General features: G+C 43.9%; 21 protein-coding genes and 1 tRNA gene. 3 read left to right on the top strand and 19 right to left on the bottom strand.

What is annotated here, in order from left to right; translation table 11 throughout:
• Window positions 1–17: 17 nt before the first annotated feature.
• The 15 genes from J0L60_13265 to J0L60_13195 form a co-directional block, all read right to left on the bottom strand.
• Window positions 18–1,247 carry a hypothetical protein gene (locus tag J0L60_13265; GenBank protein ID MBN8547094.1) on the bottom strand — a complete coding sequence of 410 codons (1,230 nt, stop codon included), beginning with the start codon at window positions 1,245–1,247 and terminating at the stop codon, window positions 18–20.
• Window positions 1,247–2,317 (bottom strand): AI-2E family transporter, encoded by a 1,071-nt coding sequence (locus tag J0L60_13260; protein MBN8547093.1) that lies wholly within the window; start codon window positions 2,315–2,317, stop codon window positions 1,247–1,249. Before J0L60_13260 ends, J0L60_13265 begins: the two co-directional genes overlap by 1 nt.
• A 15-nt stretch (window positions 2,318–2,332) precedes the next feature.
• On the bottom strand, window positions 2,333–2,482 hold the full coding sequence (locus J0L60_13255; protein ID MBN8547092.1) for a lmo0937 family membrane protein: 150 nt from the start codon (window positions 2,480–2,482) through the stop codon (window positions 2,333–2,335).
• Between the two features lie 22 nt (window positions 2,483–2,504).
• Complete coding sequence (locus J0L60_13250) at window positions 2,505–3,134, bottom strand: LysE family transporter (GenBank protein ID MBN8547091.1); 630 nt, start codon at window positions 3,132–3,134, stop codon at window positions 2,505–2,507.
• Window positions 3,135–3,278: 144 nt separating this feature from the next.
• Window positions 3,279–4,772 (bottom strand): OmpA family protein, encoded by a 1,494-nt coding sequence (locus tag J0L60_13245; GenBank protein ID MBN8547090.1) that lies wholly within the window; start codon window positions 4,770–4,772, stop codon window positions 3,279–3,281.
• A gap of 39 nt (window positions 4,773–4,811) precedes the next feature.
• Window positions 4,812–5,312: a hypothetical protein gene (locus J0L60_13240; GenBank protein ID MBN8547089.1), complete on the bottom strand. Its 501-nt coding sequence runs from the start codon at window positions 5,310–5,312 to the stop codon at window positions 4,812–4,814.
• 177 nt (window positions 5,313–5,489) lie between these two features.
• The gene (locus J0L60_13235; GenBank protein ID MBN8547088.1) at window positions 5,490–6,173 is read right to left on the bottom strand and encodes a hypothetical protein; all 684 of its coding nucleotides are present in this window, start codon (window positions 6,171–6,173) and stop codon (window positions 5,490–5,492) included.
• 74 nt (window positions 6,174–6,247) lie between these two features.
• Window positions 6,248–7,357, bottom strand: coding sequence for an OmpA family protein (locus tag J0L60_13230; protein ID MBN8547087.1), 1,110 nt, complete (start codon window positions 7,355–7,357; stop codon window positions 6,248–6,250).
• Between the two features lie 110 nt (window positions 7,358–7,467).
• Window positions 7,468–11,133: an Ig-like domain-containing protein gene (locus tag J0L60_13225; protein MBN8547086.1), complete on the bottom strand. Its 3,666-nt coding sequence runs from the start codon at window positions 11,131–11,133 to the stop codon at window positions 7,468–7,470.
• Window positions 11,134–11,291: 158 nt separating this feature from the next.
• Complete coding sequence (locus J0L60_13220) at window positions 11,292–12,224, bottom strand: MCE family protein (GenBank protein ID MBN8547085.1); 933 nt, start codon at window positions 12,222–12,224, stop codon at window positions 11,292–11,294.
• Between the two features lie 29 nt (window positions 12,225–12,253).
• Window positions 12,254–13,006 (bottom strand): ATP-binding cassette domain-containing protein, encoded by a 753-nt coding sequence (locus J0L60_13215; GenBank protein ID MBN8547084.1) that lies wholly within the window; start codon window positions 13,004–13,006, stop codon window positions 12,254–12,256.
• A gap of 44 nt (window positions 13,007–13,050) precedes the next feature.
• The gene (locus J0L60_13210; GenBank protein ID MBN8547083.1) at window positions 13,051–13,806 is read right to left on the bottom strand and encodes an ABC transporter permease; all 756 of its coding nucleotides are present in this window, start codon (window positions 13,804–13,806) and stop codon (window positions 13,051–13,053) included.
• A 384-nt stretch (window positions 13,807–14,190) separates the two neighbouring features.
• The gene (locus tag J0L60_13205; GenBank protein MBN8547082.1) at window positions 14,191–14,892 is read right to left on the bottom strand and encodes a PRC-barrel domain-containing protein; all 702 of its coding nucleotides are present in this window, start codon (window positions 14,890–14,892) and stop codon (window positions 14,191–14,193) included.
• Between the two features lie 21 nt (window positions 14,893–14,913).
• Complete coding sequence (locus J0L60_13200; protein MBN8547081.1) at window positions 14,914–15,603, bottom strand: response regulator transcription factor; 690 nt, start codon at window positions 15,601–15,603, stop codon at window positions 14,914–14,916.
• Window positions 15,604–15,712: 109 nt separating this feature from the next.
• Complete coding sequence (locus J0L60_13195; protein MBN8547080.1) at window positions 15,713–16,405, bottom strand: response regulator transcription factor; 693 nt, start codon at window positions 16,403–16,405, stop codon at window positions 15,713–15,715.
• Between the two features lie 309 nt (window positions 16,406–16,714).
• Here J0L60_13195 and J0L60_13190 point away from each other — a divergent pair, with 309 nt between their 5' ends.
• The 3 genes from J0L60_13190 to J0L60_13180 all read left to right on the top strand — a co-directional run bounded on the left by J0L60_13190 (window position 16,715) and on the right by J0L60_13180 (window position 19,860).
• The gene (locus J0L60_13190) at window positions 16,715–18,373 is read left to right on the top strand and encodes a T9SS type A sorting domain-containing protein (protein MBN8547079.1); all 1,659 of its coding nucleotides are present in this window, start codon (window positions 16,715–16,717) and stop codon (window positions 18,371–18,373) included.
• 125 nt (window positions 18,374–18,498) lie between these two features.
• Window positions 18,499–18,570: transfer RNA gene (locus tag J0L60_13185), tRNA-Asn, on the top strand.
• A gap of 243 nt (window positions 18,571–18,813) precedes the next feature.
• Window positions 18,814–19,860 carry an EFR1 family ferrodoxin gene (locus tag J0L60_13180; GenBank protein MBN8547078.1) on the top strand — a complete coding sequence of 349 codons (1,047 nt, stop codon included), beginning with the start codon at window positions 18,814–18,816 and terminating at the stop codon, window positions 19,858–19,860.
• A gap of 983 nt (window positions 19,861–20,843) precedes the next feature.
• On the opposite strand, the gene J0L60_13175 is transcribed toward J0L60_13180, so the two are convergent.
• From J0L60_13175 to J0L60_13160, 4 genes are all read right to left on the bottom strand, one after another.
• Entirely contained in the window at window positions 20,844–21,758 is a 915-nt protein-coding gene (locus J0L60_13175) for a restriction endonuclease (GenBank protein ID MBN8547077.1), read from the bottom strand.
• 57 nt (window positions 21,759–21,815) lie between these two features.
• On the bottom strand, window positions 21,816–23,081 hold the full coding sequence (locus J0L60_13170; GenBank protein MBN8547076.1) for a T9SS type A sorting domain-containing protein: 1,266 nt from the start codon (window positions 23,079–23,081) through the stop codon (window positions 21,816–21,818).
• Between the two features lie 73 nt (window positions 23,082–23,154).
• Window positions 23,155–23,508, bottom strand: coding sequence for a hypothetical protein (locus J0L60_13165; protein MBN8547075.1), 354 nt, complete (start codon window positions 23,506–23,508; stop codon window positions 23,155–23,157).
• Between the two features lie 417 nt (window positions 23,509–23,925).
• Window positions 23,926–24,258: a hypothetical protein gene (locus tag J0L60_13160; GenBank protein MBN8547074.1), complete on the bottom strand. Its 333-nt coding sequence runs from the start codon at window positions 24,256–24,258 to the stop codon at window positions 23,926–23,928.
• Window positions 24,259–24,325 lie beyond the last annotated feature (67 nt).

The raw sequence follows: 24,325 nt of genomic DNA, 5'->3' as shown, positions 1-24,325 counted from the left end.
GTACTTTCTCTAAAAACTTAAATTGAAAAACCGAGTTGTGCAATGATCAGCAATCGCCACTTTTTTTGTATCGGGAAGAATGGTGCCACCTCTATCCCTGCAGTGATTCGCTTCATAAAGTCGACACTTAAAAAACTTGTAATCTGCGCCAGATCAAAAAAGAGGGAGAGTGCAAATCCACCCCTGCCGATATCAACATCGAGGGGTGAGTTTACCCCAAAAGTCCCGACACCAAAATTTACAGGGAACCTGTTTCCGGTCCTCTCGTTTACATAATAAAATCGTATCATCGCGCTCGAATTTCCGTAGTCAACCCTGTCCTCCATCTGAGAATCGTAGAGTACTTTGGGAATTCCCAGCACCAACCCCACTTCAATTGCGGGACCCTTTACATGATAATAGCGGGTAACGGAATTTTTATGGTCAACTTCTCCGATCTTTATCGAGTAATCGGGCTCCACAGTTATTTGTACTATTGCCCAGTCGGGGAGGCTGTCAAAATTCAGTCTTACCTGTTGAAGTTCCTCAGTCTTAAGAGCTGAATAGGGCCCGTAGGCATTTCGGTATTGCATCATCAAAGTCTGATCGTGGTTCGAGTCCTCATCACTTCGGAATGTAAGCACTCTTCTCTCAGTGGATTGTTCTTTTGTACCGTCCCTCAGTTGAATGGTCGTTCTGATTGTAAGAAATTGTGGTCCCATTCCGGGTCTGATATTGTCCCGAAGGAAAAACACCCGCAGATCCCTCAGCTTTTCCCTGTCGAGTGTCACGATTGATTCCGGATCGGAACCCCCGTCGAAGGGGACTATACAAACGAACCGGTTTAAATCTTCAATTAAATGGTGCTCTTCGATCTTTACCGCAAAACCTGTCTCATGGACAAGTCTTCTCCCCTGATTGTCTTTATATCTGATTCGCACCGGATAGAGCCCCGGAATGCAGGTCGGCGGCACCAGAACTCTGAATGACGAATCGTTTATCTGTTCAGTTACGGCGTTGTCCATCACAAGGATGGGCTGCAAATCTGAAACAGTGTGACCCGAGTTGCTTCGAACTTTGATGTTTACAAACTCACCGGGAAAATATACAGGCTTGTCGAACCGCAGTATCATCATATCATCCTCAAGACCTGACAAACCCGGGACGGGGTATTCCTGCTGGGCGTATATTGTGAGTTGAATCAGGAAGGACAATAGAAAAAGAGTGAAAAAAGAATATTTGTGAACAGAGTTGCTTGAAGTCTTCATCACAACTTCTCTTTTTTCTTCCCCATAAAAACAGATTCCTTAATATTTTCAGAACCAAGAAGTACGGCAATCCACTTTGTTCTTTCATCACTTTCAAATGCAAATTTCATACTGATAGTCAGCGGAATGCAGAGAATTGCCCCAACGAGTCCGAGGAGACTGCTCCAGATAATAAGTGAAAGAAATACAACAAGGGTGGAGAGATTCAGGCTTCTGCTCATCATTCGGGGTTCGAGAACATTTCCGACCAAAAATCCAACTACGAGATTTCCCCCAAGGACAAGCAGTGCAGTGCCGGGACCGATCTGAATTAAAGCCAGAAGTGCTGCCGGAATTGCAGCTATCACACTTCCGATATTCGGAATGTAGTGAAGAAGAAAAGCAAGAAATCCCCAAAGTATCGGGAATTGTACATCAAGAGCAACCATAAGAACAGTGATACATATTCCTACAAGCAGATTGATCAAGGTTTTTATCACCATGTATCTTTTCATATCCACAGCAAATTTTGTGAATTGCGGGAATGCCTGCTTTGGATCTCCTAAAACAGCTCTTAGTTTGATGGGAAAACTGGCGACTTCAAGCAGAATAAAAGTTACCGTAAGAAGTATCAGAACAATATCTGAGAGTATCGAACTTACTCCTGTGAAAAGCCCCGCAGTAAGTCCCATAATTTTTTCAGGATTTATGTAATCGAGAAAAAACTCTTCGCTTACTACAATTCCCCGCTCGGTAAGAAACTTGCTGAGGAATATCACCTGCTCTCTTAACCCCCTTTGCAATTCCGGCAACTCACTAATAAAGCTGCTCACTGATGAACCTAACTGTGCTGCAATCAGGATCAAGGTTGCCACCATCACAAACATTACGATTAATACCGCCAACCCTGCCGGCACTCCTTTCTCCTTTAGCCAGGCTAACGGGAGTGCTCCAAGGAGTGCCAGAAACATGGAGACGAGGAAGAGCACAACCACCGATTGGGCAACATTCAGCCCGGTAATAATAATCACCAGTGATGCTGCTATTACCACAAAACGGGTCCCGCCTGAGGCGATTTTTACATTCTCCATCTTATTTGTTCCCCGTCAGTTAAGACGACGCCCGCTTATCACCCTGACAAGGAACATTATGACTGCAATTACAAGGAGAATGTGTATAAAGCCTCCCATGGTGTAGGAGGTCACAAATCCGAGTAACCACAAAACGATAAGAATTGCTGCCAATGTATAAAACATGATGAAATCGCTTTCTTTTTTGTTAGAGATAACTTACCAAAGTGCCGACTGCGATCACTCCGGTAATAATTATTAATAATCCGGCTACCCTGTTTACCCAGCGCAACCCCGCAACATCAAGTTTCTTCCTGAAGAAAGTTGCTCCTGTACTAAGCACAAAAAACCAGAGAGTAGAGCCCGCGAAAACACCCGTTACGAGGATGGTTGCAGACCAGACTCCGAGTCCTTCAGCCAGACCGAGGGCAGCAAAAACTCCAATGAATGAAAAAATGGTAAGAGGATTGGTAAGGGTAAGTATTAGAATATAAATGTATGAGTGCCACTTGTTTTCCTGCTCGACACTTGCTTTTGGTGGTTTAGGTTCCGTCATGAAAGTTCTGACGCCTATAAAAAGCAGGAGAAGTCCACCAACGGATTGTATCCAAAAACGCTCCCTGAATACTGTGTCTGAGATCATGGTCAAGCCAAAAGCTGCGATACTGCCGTAGAGCATATCTGCGGTTGCGGCTCCAAGTCCGACTGTCATCCCTGCCAGTCGTCCGTCCGTGAGAGTTTTCCTTACGCAGATGACTCCAACAGGACCGATTGGCAGTGCCATGGCAAAACCAATGACAAGTCCTTTGAGAAACAGCATGATTGCATCAGTTATCATAAAAATTTCCGGGTCTCTGTATCATCAGAAACCATAATTAAAGTGAACCGTTTCCGGTAACAACAAGAGCGGCAGATTTACTACCGCTCTCGAAATTGGGTTCCCCTGAATTATCTTCCCTTTATTGGGGAGGGAAGATGCTTCTTAGTTTTTAGATAGAAGTTTTATTTCAACTCTTCTGTTCATTGCTCTGCCCTCAGGGGTATCGTTTGAACCGATTGGGTTGTCTTTTCCGTATCCGACCATTTTGAGTGAGTTTTTGTCGACACCATGATTAGTCAGATATGTAACTACTGATTGTGCTCTCTGTTTTGAGAGTTCAAGATTGTAGGCTGCTGGTCCGACTCCGTCCGTGTGACCGGCAACTTCCCATTTGTACATGGGGTTTTCCTTCATGGTTTTGGCTAAGGCGTCAAGATCTGAGTAGGCGCTTGGCAGAAGTGTTGCTTTTCCAAATTCGAAATTGGCATCTCCACTGAGCACTACTACTGTTGGTTCTTTTTCGATGACAATTACTTCCACTTCTTTTTTGAGCGGGCATCCGTCTGCATCAACTTCAGTTTTTGCAGGGGTACTGGGGCATTTGTCAAGATAATCTGCTACGCCGTCACCGTCAGAATCCACAGGGCATCCTGCTGCATCAACTTTTGCACCTTTTGGAGTGTTTGTACACTTGTCGAGGTAATCGGGAACGCCGTCACCATCAGTATCAAGTGGGCATCCAAAAGCGTCAACTTTTGCGGCTCTGGGGGTATTCTGACACTTGTCAAGATAATCGGGAACAAGGTCACCATCAGAATCGAGCGGGCATCCCTGTGCATCCACTTTTGCTTCTTTTGGAGTATTTGCACATTTGTCCATATAATCAGGAACTCCGTCTTTATCAGTATCGATCGGGCATCCGAATTCATCAACCTTGACACCTGCCTGTGTACCGGGGCATGCGTCGTCAGAATTTGGAACTCCGTCACCGTCAGTGTCAGTTTCTCTTCCTATATTATAGGAGAGACCTGCATTCGCGGTAATAAAAAGGTCGTTTCCTGATCCACCGTTTATATCATCAAGATAATCGTTTGTACCAAGAACGATACCACCGCTTAAATTGAAGCTCATTTTTTTGGATACAAAGATTTTGATACCTGCATCACCATTGTAGGCGATCATCATGTCTTTATAGAGACCGGCTGCCTTGTTGGGTAGAAGGGTTTTATTTGCATCCTTGGGAGTGAACCACAAAGCTGAACCGCCGACGCCTACCCAGGGGTAGAATGCATCACCGATTGAGAGTGTGTAAATGATTCCGGCTCCGATAAGATCCATTGTTGTTGTGAATTCATTTGTGACATTCACTGCCCCTACAGGGACATCTTTACCGGTTATTGTTGCTTTTTGACCAAAAACTCTTAAACCAATATTGCTCTGGCCCGTTGAAGGGAAGTAATATTCGAGGGAAAGCTTCCCGTCGTAGTTCATGGTGTTTGTTTTATAATCGGTAAGTCCAAGGGTTACACCACCTTCAATCGTGATGGCAAAAATATTTGACATCGCATTGTTGTTGGTCGGGTGCACCATTGTTTGTGCTGTTGCTATCTGGCTGATACCAACAAGTAAAAGCCATATTGTTGTAAGTGTTTTCAACTTGTTTTCCTTTTTAAATGTTTTCAACTGACATCTTGATCAATTGAAGAAAAATCTCATACCAAGACCTGCATCCACACCAAAACCTGTTGAGGGAGTGATCTGGAAAACAGGGACTACTTCCAAAAAGACATCTATCGATGTACCTCTGGGTAACCAGGCGATTCCCAACACACCACGGGCACCAAGGGAACCATCATAACCGCCACCCGAATTGTATCTGCCGCCTATACCGTAGTAGAGAGGGAAGTTTTCAGATGAGCTGATCGCCGTAAACGAATGCCACAGATAATCCATGTGGAAATGGAGTCTTCCTTTTCCATCATAATTGTAATTGTTCTTCGATATTCGATCGCCACCGACCGAAAAACCGAGTCCGAAATCGAAGGCATTTGTACGCGAGGTCCACAACTTTGCAGAGAGACCTGTCGGCTCACCAAGAATAACACCAAGTCCAAATCCATGATCCTGAGCTGTGACAGGTTTTACCAACGCCATCATAAAGCCAAGAACAAGGACAAAAAATAAACTGATCTTCATTTTGTAACTCCATTTCACATGTGTACATTTTTGTTTTTAGAAATTTGTCTTCCCAAAACAGTGATTAAATTCTTCATAATATAGTATCACAAGGTAACCTTTGTACTTGTGGCATACTATCACCCTAAAGGATGATAAAGGGGTTAGTACCCTGACGGGCAGGGTACTAATCCTTAATTAGTCTTCGATACCGTTTTTATCGTTGTCACGGTATGCTTTCTTGAACGAATCTTTAATATTGTTATCTATGTCGTTGAAGTTGGCAGCATTCGTCGGATCAAGAAATGCAGTTCCTTTGAGGAACCATGTATTTACATCGACAAAAAGTGTGACATTGGTTCTTTGATCATTTGCGAATCTTAAAACCTTTTTAAAGTCAACTTCCTGTTTTGCTGATTTTGAAGATTTATAGATGAACGGTATTCCGTTCAATCTTCCTTTGACAATAACAGAGTAGCGAAGAGCAGGACTGAAACCATCTATAAACTCAGGGTCAGGTACAAGCTCTGTATCCTCAAGTTTATGAATTCTGAACTTTATTTTTCCGTAGTCGGTGGCATCTATCCTTCCGGCTGCGAACTCGGTAGGTGTACCGTTGAGATTCAGTTTAATTACCATAGGTCCGATCTTCACATTGGAAGAGTCACCTGTTGGTTTGCTGAATTTAATGTCTCTCAAAAGGATCTTGACAGTATCGAGAACCAGAACTTCCGCCGGTATTTTGGAAATGCTGTTTTCCTTTGCCATCGAAACCGTCACATTATCTCCCGGAGCTGTACCGGTGGAGTTGTCTTTGCAACCCGGTGCCACAAGCACCATCAGGATTGCCGACATTGTGAGTAATGTTAATTTGATTTTCATGATTTTTTCTTTCTGTTTTAAAAACATCCCTGCAATTTTTAGTTGCAGGGACGCCAAAAGATAACTACAGGTAGTTATTTAAGGATTCTAAAGACTATTCGTCTGTTCATTGCTCTGCCTTCTTCAGTTGTGTTGTCGGCAATCGGGTTGCCTTCTCCATAACCTACTATGGTGAGTCTGCTTGCATCGATGCCGTTCTGCACGAGGTAATCTTTCACTCTCTGAGCACGATCGACCGAGAGTTGCTGGTTGTATTCAACAGGTCCTGTGTAATCAGTGTAGCCTTCTATCTCAACCTTCACTGTCGATCTGTCTTTCAACAGTTTAACAGATTTGTCGAGAACAACATAGGACTCAGGAAGGAGGTCAGATTTGCCCCAGGCGAAGTTCACGCCAACGAGTACAAGTTTGTCTTCTGCAACTGCGATAATATATTTGTCGACATAGATCTCACGGATAACTTCCTTCACAACCTCTTTTGGGATGTGTTTGTTGATCATGTCTTCAATTCTGTTGTAATCGGTCATGTCTTTGTCAGCTCTAATTCCTTCGCATGGTTCGCAATCCTTTGAATTGTCACCCTTTTGGAATGTGTAATTGAATCCGAGGTTAAGCGCCATCCAGGAATCATGTCCGTTGATCTCTGCCGGAACAATTGTCCCTTCGAGTTCTGAATTGTTGGTTACATGATAGCCGAATTCTGCAACTACAGACCAGATGGGGCTGAATTTGAACTCTGCTCCCAGACCGACATTAAGTTGTGAACCGAATTTATTCTCGTCAGGGAATGCTGTCTGCGGATTGCTGGTGCTTTTGTAGTTGGCGCCAACTCCCGCGAAAAGATAAGGCGAAACAGGGGCACAGGGTACAAGGAAGAAAATAAGGTCGAGATCCGCTGTTACCAGATCCGTGGATGCTTTCACCTTGTTGAAGTTCATGTCTGTCCACTCGCCATTAAGATTTGCATAGCCGCCTCTTAATCTGAGTCCGACATTTTCCGAGAAATTCCTCTGGATCGACCCATAGGCGCCCCAATTGGTATTCAGGGTGGTTATGTTCGCAGAATACAATCGGGGATAAGTCAGGCCAAAGCCCAACACCCAGCTGTTCACTGCTGTTTGTGCTTGGATGACGCCGAGACTGAATGCCAGCACCAATGCAAGTGTTTTTATCAATGTTTTCATTTTTTGTTTACTTTCTAAATTATTTCTACTGCTTTATCTAAACTGTCTTCACATCTTTTACTAAATAAATTACGGGATGAGGAGTTTGGAGTTTCCTCACCCCGCAAATTTTATTTTTGCCTTTTCGACGGCGGCACAACAATAGTGCTTTGGTCAAGTGATATTTGGCCGGCTGCTGCACCCTGAATCAGAGCCCGCCCGTCAAGTCGTGAACCTGTGAGCAGTGAGATTGAAGTGCTGGCAATCAGCGTTCCGAACATTTTGGAGTTTGTTCCAAGAGTGATGGCAGAACCCGCTGACCAGAATATGTTTTTGGCTTGTGCTCCACCCGTTAAGACCACCTGACTTGTCGACAGGGTTGTTATCGAAGTGGAACTTCTGATTATGAAGACGGCATTCGGGTCACCCTGTGCATCAAAATAGACGATGCCTCCGGCGGATAGCTCGATCGATGTACCTGACTGATAAAGTCCCGGTACAAGAGTAAGACCGTTTATGTTTCCGCTTAGTGGTGTCGGTGTTCCACGGGCTGCCGATATAGCGTCAAGATATGCAACCTGAGCTGCAAGTTTTGCTGCAATCAACATCGATGGAACCGGCTCGGGATCGTCTGCTGCGAAGATGGTACCTGTTACTTCAGGAAGAGTAAGACCAGTGATTGCGCCTCTCGCTCCGGGATAAATACCAACATCACCGGTAATGGCTGAGGTCGGAACATTTGTTATCGCCGAATTTGAGAGAATAGCGAATCTTGCTGCCGAACCGAGGTTCACAGGCAACTGACCCGTTGCGAATCCGGTCGTGAACTTCCAGACATAATTAGCAGCAAGAGCGTTTCCTGCTAGATCCTTAGCTCCTGTGTTTATTGTCGCAGTATACACTGTACCCAAAGCAAGATTGCTTGAAGGTGTGTATGTTGCCACCATACCGCTGTAGCTTACGGTTCCTGCAACAAAAGTGGCACCCTGCATCAGTGTGAAGGTGGCAGTTGTTATAGTTGAAGGATCCATGGCCTTGCTGAATGTGGCAGTAATCTTTTTAGTTACAGGGACTCCGGTCGCGTTGTTCAACGGGTCTGTAAGTATCACAGTCGGAGGGGTAATTACAACCGCTGCTCCCGTGGTAAATGTCCAGACATAATTGTTCTCAAGAGCATTTCCGGTAAGGTCTTTTGCACCTGTGGTAATTGTGCCCGTATACTGAGTATTCGGTTGCAAATTGCTCGAAGGTGTAAATGTGGCAGTAGTGCCAAAGTATGATACAAAACCTGAAACAGGGTTTGAACCATCCTTAAGGGTGAATGTCGAGTTGGTTATCGTTGACGGATCCATCGATTTGCTGAAGGTCGCGGAGACTTTCTGATTCAACGGAACACCGGTTGCGAGATTTGAAGGTGAAGTCGATATAACAATCGGTGGAGTTATTATGGCTCCGCCGCCTGTGGTAAATGTCCATACATAATCGTTAACCAGTGCGTTGCCGGTTAGATCTTTCGCTCCGGTAGTTATGGTTGCTGTATAGAGAGTATTTGCCAGAAGGTTGTTTGTCGGTGAGAAAGAAGCAGTTGTTCCGAGATAGGAGACAAAACCTGAGACTACTGTCGTGCCGTGCTTTAAAGTAAAAGTAGCGGTCGTTATGGTCGAGGCATCCATCGTCTTACTGAAGGTGGCTGCTATTTTCTGATTCAACGGAACGCCGGTCGCGTTGTTTAGCGGATCAGTGGAACTTACTACAGGTGGAGTGATTACCGCTCCTGTGCCTGTGGTGAATGTCCATACATAATTGTTAACAAGTGCGTTTCCGGTCAAATCCTTTACGCCTGTCGTTATCGTCGCTGTATACACAGTATTGGCAGCAAGATTTGTAGCAGGTGTGAAAGTTGCTGTTGTACCAAAGTAGGAGACGAAACCGGAAACGGAGTTGTTACCCTGTTTCAAAGTAAATGTTGCTCCTGTAATGGTGCTTGCATCCATCGATTTGCTGAAAGTGGCTGCTATCTTCTGATTGAGAGGAACACCCGTTGCCTGATTAACCGGCACGGTTGATGTCACAATCGGAGGAGTTACAACCGCTCCTGCACCTGTAGTAAAACGCCATACATAATTTTCAACAATTGAATTGTTTGTAAGGTCTTTTGCACCGGTGGTGATGGTAGCTGTATATGTCGTTGCTGACAACAGATTGACCGAAGGTATAAATGTAGCAGTCATTCCAACATATTGTATGGTTCCTGATACGAATGATGATCCTTCGGAAAGTGTAAATGTGGCTGTTGTTAGCGTTGAAGGGTCCATCGCCTTGCTGAAAGTTGCTGAAATCTTCTGATTTAAAGCAATTCCTGTCGCATTATTCGAAGGATCTGTCGAACTTACTGACGGCGGTACAATTACCACTGCCAGACCGGTTGTGAAGTTCCATGTATAATTGTTTTCAAGTGCGATGCCGGCAAGGTCTCTTGCACCCGTCGTAATGGTTACGGTGTAGGTTGTGTTAGGAAGAAGATTTGTTGCCGGAGCAAAGGTAGCGGTTGTTCCAAAATATGAAACAAATCCGGGTACCGAGGCAAATCCCTGTTTCAGAATAAAAGTTGCACCCGTGATCGTGGTAGCATCCATCGTTTTGCTGAATGTGGCTGCTATCTTCTGATTAAGCGGAACACCTGTGGCTGCATTTACGGGATCAATTGAACTGATTACAGGAGGTGTAATTACTGCACCGGCTCCTGTGGTAAATTTCCATACATAGTTCTCTACAAGGTTATTACCCGTCAGATCTTTTGCTCCGGTGGTAATTGTTGCTACATAGAGTGTGTTTGCTTTAAGATTGATTGTTGGTGAAAATGTTGCTGTTCTGCCTACATAAGTAACGGTACCTGCAACAAATGCAGAACCTTCCGCCAGCGTAAATGTGGCAGTGGTTACTGTTGAAGCATCCATGGTCTTGCTGAATGTAGCCGAGACTTTCTGATTAAACGGAATTGCTGTCGCTCCATTCAAAGGATCAGTCGAGGAAACTGTCGGTGGTGTTACCACTGCCGCAACTCCTGTTGTGAATATCCAGACATAGTTCTTTACCATTGAATTACCTGTAAGGTCTTTTGCACCTGTGGTAATTGTTGCTGTGTAAGTTGTGCTGGATACAAGATTGCTTGAAGGTATGAATGTGGCTGTAGTGCCTACATAGCTTACGGTTCCCGATATAAAAACACTTCCTTGCATTACTGTGAAGGAGGCTGTTGTTATCGTTGAGGCATCCATCGCCTTGCTGAATGTGGCAGCAATTTTCTGATTAAGAGCCACACCTGTCTCGGAATTTGCCGGGTCAGTAAAGCTCACAATTGGTGGCGTAACAGTTGCAGAAGCTCCTGTAAAGAAACTCCAGACATAGTTGTTTTGGATGGCTTTGCCTGCGCGGCTCTTTGCACCTGTGGTAATCGTACCAATATATGTGGTATATGGTTCCAGATTACTTTCAGGTGTGAATGTGGCAGTTAAACCGTTGTAGCGAACTGTACCTGATGTGAAGGTGTTTCCTTGCATCAGTGTAAAAGTTGCGGTGGTGATTGAAAGAGAATCCATCTCCTCACTGAATGTAACAGCTATCTTTGTATTCAGCGCCACGCCCGTATCGGCATTAGCCGGCGAGGTCGAGCTTACTGTAGGTGATGTTACCAGGGGGGGAGTGATAAGTCCGATTCGTTCATCACAACTGGTCAAAACCAGGCCCAGTATGAGCGGGATCAACCACTTCTTTACATTTTGCTTAAATTTGTTCATTCTATTAACTCCTTATGTTAACTTTTGATCGGTGTAAAGGTAACTAAGAAATCTATCTAATGTAATCGGACAAAGGGATGATAATTGATCTAACCCTGAGGGGTGAGAAAAGCTCAACAATTTTGAGGCAGGTGTAGATTATGGAAGGGCTTCGGGGATTAGAACCCCCAAAGCAACCAGGAGCTTTGCGCCTTTTCCATCAGGTCTTTAAACCCGCGGGTGGCATCTTTAATATTTATAAAAATCGAATCGATATTGTTGTGCAGGCTTTTATTGGTTGAGTAGGTTAGCTCGCGCAAACCTTTTGAACCTTCGTTCAGATTAAAAACTATTGAGTCAAGCTGCAGTGCAAATGTCGTATCCATAAAAAGTCTTCCGACAGCTCCCTCCCCGTTCTCCATTTTTTTTGTAATTCGTGCGAGATCTCCGGTGAAAAGATTGATGTTGTCTATTGAGGTCTGCAGCGATTTTGCCCTGTTCGTAAGTTCCAGAAAACTTTCAGATCCCTGATGAAGATTGAGCACAATGGCACCGAAATCGTTGGAGAGATCAGGGTCCATCAGAAGTTTCCCGATGGTTCCTTTTCCGGCTGCTATCGAGCCTGTAATTCGGGAAAGGTCATTTGTTATATTGGCTGCATCGTCAATGGTGCCCTTAAGCGACATCATTACAGCATCTATGTCTATTGGTTTGGAGGCGGCTATTACATCTCCATCCTCAACCATTCTGGCGAGACCGCTTCCGGGGTTGATTGTCAAAATCTTGCTCCCCATCAGTCCGTCTGAGTTGATGCTTGCGAGCGCATTCTTTTTGATGAATTTTCTCACTCCGTCTTCAACAAGCAATGAAACCCTTACACTGGTGTCGCTTGTAATTGTAATTTCCTCAACCGTACCAACATTAATCCCTGAGAATCGTACATTACTTCCGACCTGAAGTCCTCCGACATCTCTGAAAATGGTTTTAAGCTTGAATGTCGAGGTAAATATTTGTTGCTTGTCACCGATAAAGTAAACGGCAATGATTAATACCGCCACTCCGGCAAGGATGAACATCCCAAGCCTGACTTTGTTTTTGGTATCGTTTTTCATTTTGAATACTCCATGGTTTTGTTGACCTTTCAGTCCTTTAAAAATGAGCTGACCCACTCGTCAGCAGAATTTTGGAGCTCGTCGAATGTCCCTTCGGCGAAGCATCTCCCGTCCTTTAATACTATTACCCTGTCAGCGGTGATCTTTACACATGCAATATCGTGCGTAATGATTATTGATGATGTATTATATTTCCGCTGTATTTCGATTATCAGATTACTGATCTCTCTGGATGTAATAGGATCAAGACCGGTTGTCGGTTCATCGTACAGCATAATTTCAGGTTTTAAAATGAGAGTTCTCGCCAGTCCAAGTCTCTTCCTCATTCCACCTGAAAGTCCCGTCGTCTGCTTGTCAATTGTGTCTTCGAGTCCTACATTTCGAAGTGCCTCGATAACCAGTTCATTCATTTCATCAACGCCGGGTTTATTTTTCTGTCTTTTCAGCGGAAATTCCAGATTCTCTCTTACGGTCATCGAATCGTAAAGTGCACCGCTCTGGAACAGAAAACCGATCCTTTTTCTCGCTGCCTCCAGTTTCTGATTACTCAGAGTTGCAATATCTTTCCCGAAGAGGTGAAGATTCCCCTCATCCTGTTTGAGAAGTCCGGCAATACATTTTATCAATACGGACTTCCCCGTACCTGATTTCCCCAGAATTGCAAGGTTTTCCCCCTTGTACATCGAAAAATTAATCTCTTCAAGTACATGCTTGTTTCCGAACGATTTTTTAAGCTTTTGCATCTCGACAACCACTTCCCTGCCGGAAGCATCTTTTTTCATCCCCTCACCCATGATTTTCATTTTCATGTCAACCACCTTCATCCTTAGTACTGCAGCAGGCTTGTAATCTGCACTGCCACCATATCTATAATAAAAACGACAAGGGATGCAAAAACCACCGCCGAATTGGCTGCTTTACCAACCCCTTCGGTTCCATTCTCGGCATTGTATCCCTTGTAACATCCAATCAATCCTATCGCAAATCCAAAGAAAAATGTTTTGACGATTGCGGGCATCAGGTCCTTAAATTCCAGACTTTGGAACACCTGGGTTATGAAGAGGTTTGCACTCACATCACCTTTCAGATTTACTCCCACAAATGCACCAAAGATGCCGATGGCATCTGAAAAAATCACAAGAAGCGGCAACATGAGAGTTGCTGCCAACACACGCGTCACAACCAGATACTTGAACGGATTTGTCCATGATACCTGCATGGCATCGATCTGCTCTGTCACTTTCATCGATGAAAGTTCCGCACCAATTCCTGATCCCACTTTTCCTGCTACTATTAGAGCAGTGATGACGGGACCTATCTCCCTCACGATCGAAACAGCAACCATGGCTGCCAGGAGTGATTCAGCTCCAAACTTTGCCAGTGTCGGGCGGGACTGGATCGTGAGAACGAGCCCTATAATGAACCCCGTTATCCCGACCAGAGCAACAGAACGGTATCCGATGTTCACCGATTGTTTTATAAACTCGTTAATCTCATACGGGGGAAGAAAGAGCTCTTTGAAGAATCTAAGAGTAAACATGGTAAGAGAAGTAATCTCCACAAAGAAATTGCTTAGCGGCATCTTTAATGCCGTATCTTCCTCGGGCTGCACACTCTCTCCGGCGTGGATTTCTTCTTCTGTCTTTGGTTCCAATTTTTCTCCATATTTGTAAAATGCGGAAAGTCGGACAACCACATGACGAGTGATGATTATCCGGCTACCGCTCTATTAAATTTCTATTTAGGAATCAACTCGTGATTACTTAACCCGTTCTTTTTATCCTGCTTTGCAGCCTTTTTCTCTTTTTTGGAGAGAAGTGCCACCTTCTTCGTGCCTTTTTTGTTGTCCTGGCTCTTGCTCATTTTATTCTCCTTTTTGAATTTCTTTCGCATAACAAGATATTCATATTCCTCCAATCAAAAAATGAGCCATTAGGATGAAAAATGGACTAATCCTGATTGAAGGTTAGAAATCTCTCGCTACCGGGATAAGGGGGTCAAATCCGGGTCCCTGTTCAATCGTCTCTTTCGAAATATTTACAGAGACTTTCGATTCAATCCAGTCAATTTCCTCGATCCATTTTGGCGAAATGAGCATGTTTTCATCCTGAGAACGGTTGTGCCGCGAGATAACCATGAAGTTCAACATCCAGGTTACATCATCGACAATGAAGTCGGCTACAAGTCCTGCCATGCCTTCATGAGTCTGAATCTGAAAACCTTTGATTTTCTCGGAACTGCAGAGATGTGAATCCTTCTTCTGTTTTTTTGGCATCTGAACCGCCTCGGCGCTCGGTATACTGTTTGCCACCATCGCTGAAGCCGATTCAGTATAAAAAGGCTCACCCCAGTAGTTCGAATAAGAATAATGGGAATAGAGCTCTATTTCCTGCGCCCGCGAAATCGTCATTTTCGAATCGATATCAGGACTGTCGGATACTTGCTTCATCGTAAGATTCACATGGAAAATGCCTTCATCCCAATCCACAGAACCCAAGGCTTTGTGTGGAATGAGCACTTTTCGGTTGAACAACCAGTTGCCTGTCTCAACAACCATGTAACGGATAATCCAGGTTTCATCATCAAAGTAGAATTCGGCAACCTTCCCAAGTTCACCGTTTCTGGCTTTTATCGTATATCCGGTCAAGCCATTTAATCCTCGTTGCATATTAATCTCCATTTTAAATTTTTAGTTTGGAATTACAGAAATACTGTTTGTAATTGAAAGCAGTGCTTCTTCAGTATATGAATAGTTGGCTACTTCAAGCCGTGTATGAAGTGCGAGCTTCTCCATAATATTATGAACATGACTCTTCACAGTATGTGCGGAGATATGTATTTTGTGGGCAATTTCCTTGTTGCTCATCCCTTCGCTCAACAATGCCATCACTTCTTTTTCCCGTTTGGTCATGATTACGGCTTCATTTAGCTTAAGCTTCCCGTCACGGATAGCGAGGTCAATTATTTTTGAGAAAAGGGAATCGACAACATGTGGGGGGAGTACATTTTCGCCTTCGGCAACAGTTCTGATTGTTACGAGGAAATCATTGAGGGTGGCATCTTTCAGAATAAAACCGTTCGCACCTGCTTTCAGGTAGAGTTTTATGTCTGCCTGTACCGGTGCAAGGTCCATTATGATGATTTTTGCCGTTGGAAATTCTTCTTTCAGAATTTCTACTATTCGAAGACTGTTTTGATTGCGGAGTCCGAGATCAAGCAGCACAACATCAGGGGTCAGTTGTCTGATTTTCGTGTAGCTGCTTTTATTGTCTCCCGATGAAGCAATCACCTCAAATTCATCGTGCCCCGCCAGAAGGTTTAGTATTCCTTCGCGGAGCAGTCGATTGTCTTCGATGAGCAAGAGTTTTATTTTTTTCATGGTGCTGTAAGTCTCTTTTTATTTGGAAGACAAGATACAACACTCAAAACTCTGATTCAATAGATCAGAGGGATGAAAAACGGTCTATTCAGGTATGATATTCGGGAGTTTAATCTTCCAGGAGATGGGTATCCTCTTTTGCCTTGAGGTAAGATTCTTGAATGTTCGCATAGTTGGCGACCTGGACTCTTGTCTGCAACGACAATTTCTCAAGTATGTTGTGTACATGACTTTTTACCGTAAACGCAGAAAGATTTATCAGTTGAGCTATTTCCTTGTTCGAATAGCCCTCAGCAATCAGTTTAATTACTTCTCTTTCTCTTCTGGTCATTCTTACTGACTCAACAATAAGCGATGGTTTCGCAGAATGAATTGCACTCTCTATGATAGAAGCAAAAAGCGAACTTGTGAGATTGGGGGGAAGAACCTGCTCACCGCGATGGACCCTGCGGATTGTTTCATAAAATTCATTGATCCCTGCATCCTTTAGCAGAAAACCGGAAACGCCGACTTTTATAAAATTGTAAACATCGTTCTCTGCGGCAACCAGATCCATAATTATGATCTTTACACCGGGCCGGCTTTTCAGAACAGTTTTAACAATATTTAAACTGCTTTGACTCCTTAAACCGAGATCAAGTAATACGATATCGGGGTTGTACTCGAGCACCCTCTCCAGAATATTCTCACCATTACCAATTGTAGAGGCCACCGACATATCTTCTCTGGTTTTCAAGAGGGTCTCTATTCCCTCGCGAAGCAGTCTGTTATCTTCTATCACCAATATAGATATTTTTTCCATGACAATTCACCGGCTTTGCTATTAAAATGCTTCCCGTCCAAGCTACGAAATTCAATTCCACGGTATCCATCCGGGTTAGAAATCGCATTGGCGGAAAAACCAATGGGCAATATAAACTTTTATTAGTTCATTCCAACCGGTTTGTAAAAAATAATGGATGATATGATTAATTAATAATTTAATTATTTTTGCAGATACAGATATTTATATTCACAATTTTAATAACCAAAAAACTATTTTTACTGAAAGATAATTTAGATGAAAGCTGATTTTCTACGATTTTCTCTTTTAACATCTGTTTTATTACTGTTGGCCAACTGTTCTCTTCTCGCTTACCCAGGAGGCGAAAGCGGCTACACAAAAAAGGGATCAACACCCGGGTGTACATGTCATACAAGCTCCCCGAGCAGCAGCGTTACGCTGACCATATCAGGACCTGCCACTCTGAACAAGGGTGAAACAGGAAGCTACTCTGTCTTGATGACCTACACTTCGAACATTACAGGTGGAGGGATGGACATCGCCGCCTCAAACGGTACCCTCGCAAAAGTTGATTCCCGTCTGAAAGTCCTGAACGGGGAACTGACCCAGCCTTCTAAACAGACCGGCACAACACAGCTCGTCTGGTCATTCAAATATACCGCTCCATCCACAGCCGGCACTCAAACCTTATATGCCACGGGATGTGCTGTAAAAAGCAGGTGGAATCATGCTCCCAACTTCACGGTGACTGTTACGGATCCTCAACCCGGAAGTATCAGCATTCTTTCACCACTGCTGGGGACAAACCTCGTGAGCGGTTCAACAACTGATATCACCTGGTCTTCTGCGAATGTTGCAAATGTAAAACTGGAATATTCAACAAATTCGGGTACAAGCTGGCTGAATATAATTTCTTCGACCCCTGCAGCTTCAGGGTCATATTCCTGGACCGTACCTGCCACACCTTCCACAAACTGTGTGGTTAGAGTAAGTGATGCCACAAACCCTTCCCTGAACAGCTTGTCGGGGATTTTCTCGATTGCAATACCCATTCCTGAGTATAATATCGCTCATTTACACCAAAATGATGCGAACGGAGTTTCGCTTGATACGGGAAAAGTAGTAACAATCAAGGGAATTGTAACTGTGGGGAATGAATTCAACAGCCCTTCATTTCTACAGGATTCGACAGGAGGACTCGCTGTTTTTGGCAGAGGTGTTGGAGGTTTTTCGTCATCCATAGTCAAAGGTGATTATGTAAAAGTTACGGGCAAGGTGGTTAGTTACAACGGACTCACAGAAATCAACCCTGTCAGTGAATTCCAAAAACTCGATTCAGGTCTTACAGTCGAACCGGCTGAAATCACCATTTCTGACATTCTGAATCAGAACTGGGGTGGTGATGAAACCTATGAAGGTAAACTGATTAAAATTACAGGACTCTCTCTCGTATCGCAGGTTACAACATGGGCAGGCAACACAAACTATATCCTGACTGATGGTGTGGATTCGATGCAGGTCAGAATAACAACCGGAACGAGTCTCGTAGGACAACCTGCTCCTGTTAATGCAATTTTCACCCTGACATCCGTACTAAGTCAGTATAAAACAACCGCTCCGTTCAACAGCGGTTACCAGCTTATGCCAAGAGGAGTGGACGACATCGTGATTACAACGGGTGTAAAAGAATCTGAAACAGCAATCACCGATTACCGGCTTGAGCAGAATTACCCCAATCCGTTTAATCCTTCCACCACAATCTCATTCGTTCTTCCCCGTGAGAGCAATGTGAAACTGCAGATATTCAACTCCCTCGGTGAGGAACTCGTAAACCTTCTCGAAGGCAGTTACTCAACCGGAAGACACTCTTTGAGATTCGATGCTTCAAACCTCGTTTCCGGAATCTATTTCTATAAATTGACCGCAGTACCCGTGGATGGTTCCAAAGGTTTTACCGAATTGAAGAAACTGGTACTCCTCAAATAAAAAAATTCTCAAGAGGTTGTTAATAAATTTTAACAACCTCTTGACTGGAATATAGAGATTCCTTATATTTGTAGCTCATTTTGAAATTGTTTTGTAAAAAACATTCCTTGATGAATCAATAAAATTCCGCGATAGCTCAATGGTGGAGCATTCGGCTGTTAACCGAAGGGTTGCAGGTTCGAGTCCTGCTCGCGGAGCCGAAAGCGAAAAACCTGTCTTTTAAGACAGGTTTTTTCGTTTTAAATAATCTCTTTCGCCATTGCTATCCCAATGGATCGGGACTATCGTTAACCGAAGGGTTGCAGGTTTCCCGATGGATCGGGACGGAGCCGAAAACGAGGTAGCAGTAGATCTGCCTCTCAAGATTTAAAATAGCGAAAAATGACTATTTGTTGTTTCTTCCTGTGGAATTAGCTCTACAACAAGAAAATGGAGAATTCTTGTCACCTTACAAAAAGCTCATCATCTATTATTTTTCCGGTACCGGAAATTCAAAAAATGTTGCCGTGTGGCTCTCCCGTGTTGCGGAGGAAAATAACATTGAATGCGAAATAGTCAATATTGCATCCATCGACAGACTGAATATCACCCCGCCCGACCCTTCAGCACTGATAGCGTTTATCTCCCCCATCCATGGATTCAACTATCCTCCCGTTATGCTGCACTTCCTGACAAGATTCCCAAAAGGGGAAAATAATGTGCTGCTAATGAACACCCGCGCAGGCATGCTTATCGGGAAATGGATTACTCCCGGACTGACGGGAGTCGCCTTCTATCTGGCTGCTCAGCTTCTGAAACTTAAAGGGTACTCGCTAAAGGGAATGTTCCCTGTTGACATGCCGTCAAACTGGATCTCGCTCCATCCCGGCTTAAACGAAAGAACCGTAAAATTTCTTCATGTCAGGAATGAGGAGAGGGTGACCGTCTTTGCAAAAAAGGTTCTTTCTGGTGGAAGTAATTTCAAGGGTTTGCGGGATATTGTACAGGACCTCCTTATTGCACCCGCTTCACTTGGTTACTACTTGGTGGGGAGGTTCTTCCTCGCGAAAACATTTTATGCATCAAAGGATTGTGACGACTGTGGTGCGTGCATTAAAGGATGTCCCGTAAAGGCAATCGAGAAAATTGATGCCCATCCTTTCTGGACTTATCGTTGCGAAAGTTGTATGAAGTGTATGAGCAGTTGCCCAAAGAAAGCAATCGAGACGGGACACGGCTTCATTATCGTAACATATCTAATCTTCTCGATTTTACTGGAGAACCTGGTTTATAAGTTTATCGACCCCCTTCCGCCATTCCTTCAAAACGGTGTTATCAGCTTTACACTTGAAAGCATATTGATGATCGGCTTCTTTGGAGTCGGTTACCGGATACTGCATTATCTCCTTAGATTCAGGATATTCGAGAGACTCGTTGTATATACATCCCTGACCAAATTCAAATTTTGGGGCAGGCGATACAGAGCCATCAAAAACTTTCGAGGATGAAGAAGGAAGGAAGTTTGAAGGCTGAAAGCTGAAGGCTGAAGGCTGAAACCGTGCGGGCGACATTTGGATGGAACAGGTATTAGCTATTATCTATGAACTATTAGCTGACCCGAGTTAGCCCTATGGGCGACATATGGGTAGAACACGATATTCAGGATGCGAAAGGATGAAAAGAATTCACGCACATTCAATAAATATCGAAAACCAAAACCCTCGGAAAAGGAGCGACAATCGTCCCCGATTGTCCTACCGCAAAATTCAAATTGTGGGGAAACCTGCCCGGGCAGGTTTGATGTTCGTAGCAAAAACGACACCCAAATCCCAAGAAAGCCCTTCGGGCGACATGTGGGTAGCAAATCAGGAACCCTGCCACGAAAGAGCCCTTGCGGCGACATATGGGTAGAACACGACACCCAAATCCCAAGAAAGCCCTCCGGGCGACATATGGGTAGAACACGATAATTCCCAACTGACCAACACCCCCGGAGCGGGGTTTGATGTTCGTAGATAAAACGACACTCAAATCCCAAGAAAGCCCTTGCGGCGACATATGGGTAGAACACGACACCCAAATCCCAAGAAAGCCCTTGTGGCGACATGTGGGTAGAACACGATAATTCCCAACTGACCAATACCCCCGGAGCGGGGTTTGATGTTCGTAGATAAACCGGCAACCATATCCCAAGAAAGCCCTTGCGGCGACATATGGGTAGAAAAATATTCCCCGCTTCTGCACTTCAACCGGGAAGGGTAATGAAATGTTTACCTGTTTGGGTAGAAAATATGGGGAATTACAGATAACGGTTAACTCATTTATTTATTTAATGTTACGATCTTTGAACCAGCCTTTTGGACAAGAATATGGGGAACATATGGGGAATTAACCACAACATCCTGACCTCACAGGGCTCTGGATTTTATTCAAGAGACCGTCAACAGAACATGGGACATTTCTTTTGATTCTTTTCACAGAATGCCATCCTCTATTCCTCGTAATAATCAAGATCAAGCTTTTTGATTGCAATGGTTCTCTGTATGGACACCCCAAGATCATGCTCTATCATCAATTCCGCTAACTGCTCACCATCAATCAGCACTATTCGTGGTTCTATGGCTGCAACATATTGCTTTGCAGAATTGGGGAAAGATGAAGTGGCAATAAATATCCCTTTTTTAGCTTTCTTTGAAAGAAGTGCCCCCGCAAAATCACGAACTTGAGAAACAGGTACAACATTCTCCCACTTTTTTGCCTGAACATAAATTGTATCAAGTCCTAATCGGTCTTCTTTTATCAGACCATCGATTCCGCCATCATTACTCTTTCCAAGTACTTCACCGGCTTCAATTTTCGATCCACCGTAGCCCATCTTCAATAAGAGATCGATCACTAATTGCTCGAAAAAACGAGGTGAACAACTTTTAATTTTCTCAATGATTTCTGCTCTTAATACTCTGTTAAGCTCGGAATAAGAATTCTCAATCGATTCATCCGGCGTAATGACTGATTGGGTAGACTCTCCTTCTGTCGTGTTATCAACTTTTCTACGGTTTGACTTCGTCTCATCCTGCCATTGTTGAAATACGGTGAAATTGCGAAGATATTTAATGTTTATTAATTCAGGAGGGTTGGAAATCACTTTCATCCCTTCTTCAGTAATCATGCATTTGCCTCTTGAGGGGTACACAAGCAATCCCGCATGCTTGAGGTGAGAAATTGCCCAATGTACCCGATTATCCAACTTCAACTGAGTCCCGCTGGGAAGCATTTCATTCCTGTCAACTTCAGAAAGTTTAAAGTGATCAGCAATTTTTAATTTCAATTCCGATGTCTTGTGTATCTCTTTATCCCCTAATAACTTTAACAGGGGAAGCATAATTTTTTGAAAGTCAGGTACCAATTTAATCTCCGAAAAAATATTAAACATCTATTCTAATATACATCTGTAATCTCCCCCCTACCTCACCAGCACCATCTTTCTGGTATCAACATAACCCCCCGCAGTCAACCTGTAAAAATAGACCCCCGATGATACACCCGAAGCATCCCATTTTGCTTCCCATGTGCCGAAGGGTTTTTCTTCGTTTACGAGGAGGGCGACTTCTTCACCAAGCATGTTGTAGATAACGAGCCTCACTGCCACTTTCTCATTTTGGAGACCCGGAGGGATGGCATATTTGATGGTTGTAACGGGATTAAACGGATTGGGGTAGTTTTGAAGCAGGGTGTAATTGCGATTGGAGGAGGTGAAGATGTCACCGCCGTTTGTGGTTTTCAGGATTGTACCGTCGCCGACTGCCCACCCTTTGTTTCCATCGAGGAAAAAGACTGAAAGCCTTTCAGTCTGAAGATTGGAGGGGTGTATTTGTGGATACCAGGAGAGTCCACCGTCAACGGTTTTAAGAATTGTACCCGACCCGGTTCCGTAATCAATTCCTGCAGCCCAGGCAGTTTTACTGTCAACCGGATTGAAAGAATCTAACCAGATTTTATTGTCAACTGACTGGTTGATCCAGGTCTCACCACCATTTGTGGTTTTTAGGATGATGCCGTTGTGTCCTGCTATCCAGCCCGTCTGCCTGTTAATGAACCTGACTGTTCTAAGATAATCAGAGACTCCACTTGTCTGTGGAACCCAGATATCACCTCCGTTGGTGGTTTTGAAGATAATCCCTTCATCCCCAACCAGCCACCCCGTTTGATGATCGATAAAAAAGACTGAAAAATTTGCATGCCCGGCATTTGCTGACTGGCTTTTCCAGGTTGCACCACCATCAGTGGTTTTTGTAATAATCCCTTTCGCACCGCGATCCACAGGACCACCGGTTATCCACCCCGTTAGAGAGTCGATAAAAAAGACCGATTGAAAAGGTCCCGAAAAAATTGGCAATCTCTTCCAGTTTGTCCCGCCATTTACCGTCTTAAGTGCAACTGAATAACCAGTACCATATTCCGATCCCACAGCCCAACCATTTTGTTTGTCGACAAAAAAGAGACTCCTCAAAGAAATCCGGGAGCTGTCGGTTTGTTTTGTCCACCTTCTCCCGCCGTCTGTGGTTTTTATGATGATGCCATTGTTACCCGCAGCCCAGCCTGTCTGATCGTCAATGAAGTAAACTGATCTGAGTTTATAGCTTGTGTCAGGTACTTCCTGCGGGTACCATTGAGCTTTTATTACCACTGATAAAAGAATGGATGCAAAAAATAAAATCCGCGTAAACATATTAACCTGCTATTATTTTAAATCTGTCGAAAATTAATAAATTTTCTTCAAACAATCATAATTCACTCTCCATTTAGTTGCATCTCTCCCTCACCCACCTGCTAAACACAAGCAAGTATGTCACCAGACCAAAATCGAGCACCAGCCAGAATATACGGTGACCGGCTATTTCATCATTTGCGAAGCAGACGGCTGCGAAAAATATTAGAGTGGTGGGGTACAAAATACGCTGAAGTCCGTTGTACGGATCAGGGGTTGCACTTTCCGTTAAGGAAGGGGTTCCCTCGGGTGTGGTTCTCCTCTTTCGCCTCGAGTTGAATTCATAAATTATCGAGACGAGTGCAGGGATGATCACCACCGCCTGCACCGCCGCAAATAAAACTGTATCCCGGGTGATGTAGTTAATCAGATTTTCCAACGGGTCCATAAAACCTTGCTCCTAAAATGTTGAATTGTGTTTTGAAACATAATCCTCTTTTTATTCAGGAAAAAACCCTGATCTAATACATCACTTTTTGAAAACGGGACAGGTTGTCACTCTTTCTTCCGGGTTTTCACTGCTTTTCTAAGGAAATATGTTAGAAATGATATTACTATAGTCCAAACAGTGAGCATAAGGATGAGTGATGATGTCTCCATATCAGAAACCTATAACAGCTTTTAATAAAAGAAGCACACAGCCCAGACCGAGCACTACAAACAATACCATGCCGTAGATGCCTGATTCATCTTTTTCTTCAGTTTTCATTTTAATCTCTCTTAAGTTTAAATAACGGAACGAACGGAATGCGGCATATTACGCCTCAAAACGGGTCGACCGATAAAAATTAATTAACGATAAGTTCTAAGAGAGAATGGAGGGCGGGGCTTTATTTAATGGAAGTGCAAGAATTGGAGCCTGGGAGTGGAGTTCGGACTCTACCTGCTTGAAGACTACGGGGTCTGTATCGGGTGTTTCAATTCCCGTGCAAAAATCATGAACATCGATTTCCGTGAAAGAAGCCGGCGCTATATGATTCGGGATTTTCGCAGTAGTGAAGTACTGAGTCCGGGGACTGCTCTTCTTTGCGGATATGGTAATCTGCGAGGAGGACAATAATATACCGCTTGCGGAACCCGTCAAGAGTCCGGAAACAAGATATATTACAATCAGCAACGAATTATTAAATCTCTTCATCTGAAATTGGTTGTTCTCCTGTTGCAAATTACTGTTTTTAGAGCAGATATGCAAGAGAATTCAAATC

The organism is Ignavibacteria bacterium (assembly GCA_017302895.1).
Classification (GTDB): domain Bacteria; phylum Bacteroidota; class Ignavibacteria; order Ignavibacteriales; family Ignavibacteriaceae; genus UTCHB3.
Note: the sequence above shows the minus strand (reverse complement) of the source record. Positions and strands in the feature narration are given on the sequence as shown.

Coding starts and splice junctions, on each gene's coding strand:
- J0L60_13265 (MBN8547094.1), bottom strand. CDS start 1,247: ATGAAGACTTCAAGCAACTCTGTTCACAAATATTCTTTTTTCACTCTT.
- J0L60_13260 (MBN8547093.1), bottom strand. CDS start 2,317: ATGGAGAATGTAAAAATCGCCTCAGGCGGGACCCGTTTTGTGGTAATA.
- J0L60_13255 (MBN8547092.1), bottom strand. CDS start 2,482: ATGTTTTATACATTGGCAGCAATTCTTATCGTTTTGTGGTTACTCGGA.
- J0L60_13250 (MBN8547091.1), bottom strand. CDS start 3,134: ATGATAACTGATGCAATCATGCTGTTTCTCAAAGGACTTGTCATTGGT.
- J0L60_13240 (MBN8547089.1), bottom strand. CDS start 5,312: ATGAAGATCAGTTTATTTTTTGTCCTTGTTCTTGGCTTTATGATGGCG.
- J0L60_13235 (MBN8547088.1), bottom strand. CDS start 6,173: ATGAAAATCAAATTAACATTACTCACAATGTCGGCAATCCTGATGGTG.
- J0L60_13230 (MBN8547087.1), bottom strand. CDS start 7,357: ATGAAAACATTGATAAAAACACTTGCATTGGTGCTGGCATTCAGTCTC.
- J0L60_13225 (MBN8547086.1), bottom strand. CDS start 11,133: ATGAACAAATTTAAGCAAAATGTAAAGAAGTGGTTGATCCCGCTCATA.
- J0L60_13220 (MBN8547085.1), bottom strand. CDS start 12,224: ATGAAAAACGATACCAAAAACAAAGTCAGGCTTGGGATGTTCATCCTT.
- J0L60_13215 (MBN8547084.1), bottom strand. CDS start 13,006: ATGAAAAAAGATGCTTCCGGCAGGGAAGTGGTTGTCGAGATGCAAAAG.
- J0L60_13210 (MBN8547083.1), bottom strand. CDS start 13,806: ATGCCGCTAAGCAATTTCTTTGTGGAGATTACTTCTCTTACCATGTTT.
- J0L60_13205 (MBN8547082.1), bottom strand. CDS start 14,892: ATGCAACGAGGATTAAATGGCTTGACCGGATATACGATAAAAGCCAGA.
- J0L60_13200 (MBN8547081.1), bottom strand. CDS start 15,603: ATGAAAAAAATAAAACTCTTGCTCATCGAAGACAATCGACTGCTCCGC.
- J0L60_13195 (MBN8547080.1), bottom strand. CDS start 16,405: ATGGAAAAAATATCTATATTGGTGATAGAAGATAACAGACTGCTTCGC.
- J0L60_13170 (MBN8547076.1), bottom strand. CDS start 23,081: ATGTTTACGCGGATTTTATTTTTTGCATCCATTCTTTTATCAGTGGTA.
- J0L60_13165 (MBN8547075.1), bottom strand. CDS start 23,508: ATGGACCCGTTGGAAAATCTGATTAACTACATCACCCGGGATACAGTT.
- J0L60_13160 (MBN8547074.1), bottom strand. CDS start 24,258: ATGAAGAGATTTAATAATTCGTTGCTGATTGTAATATATCTTGTTTCC.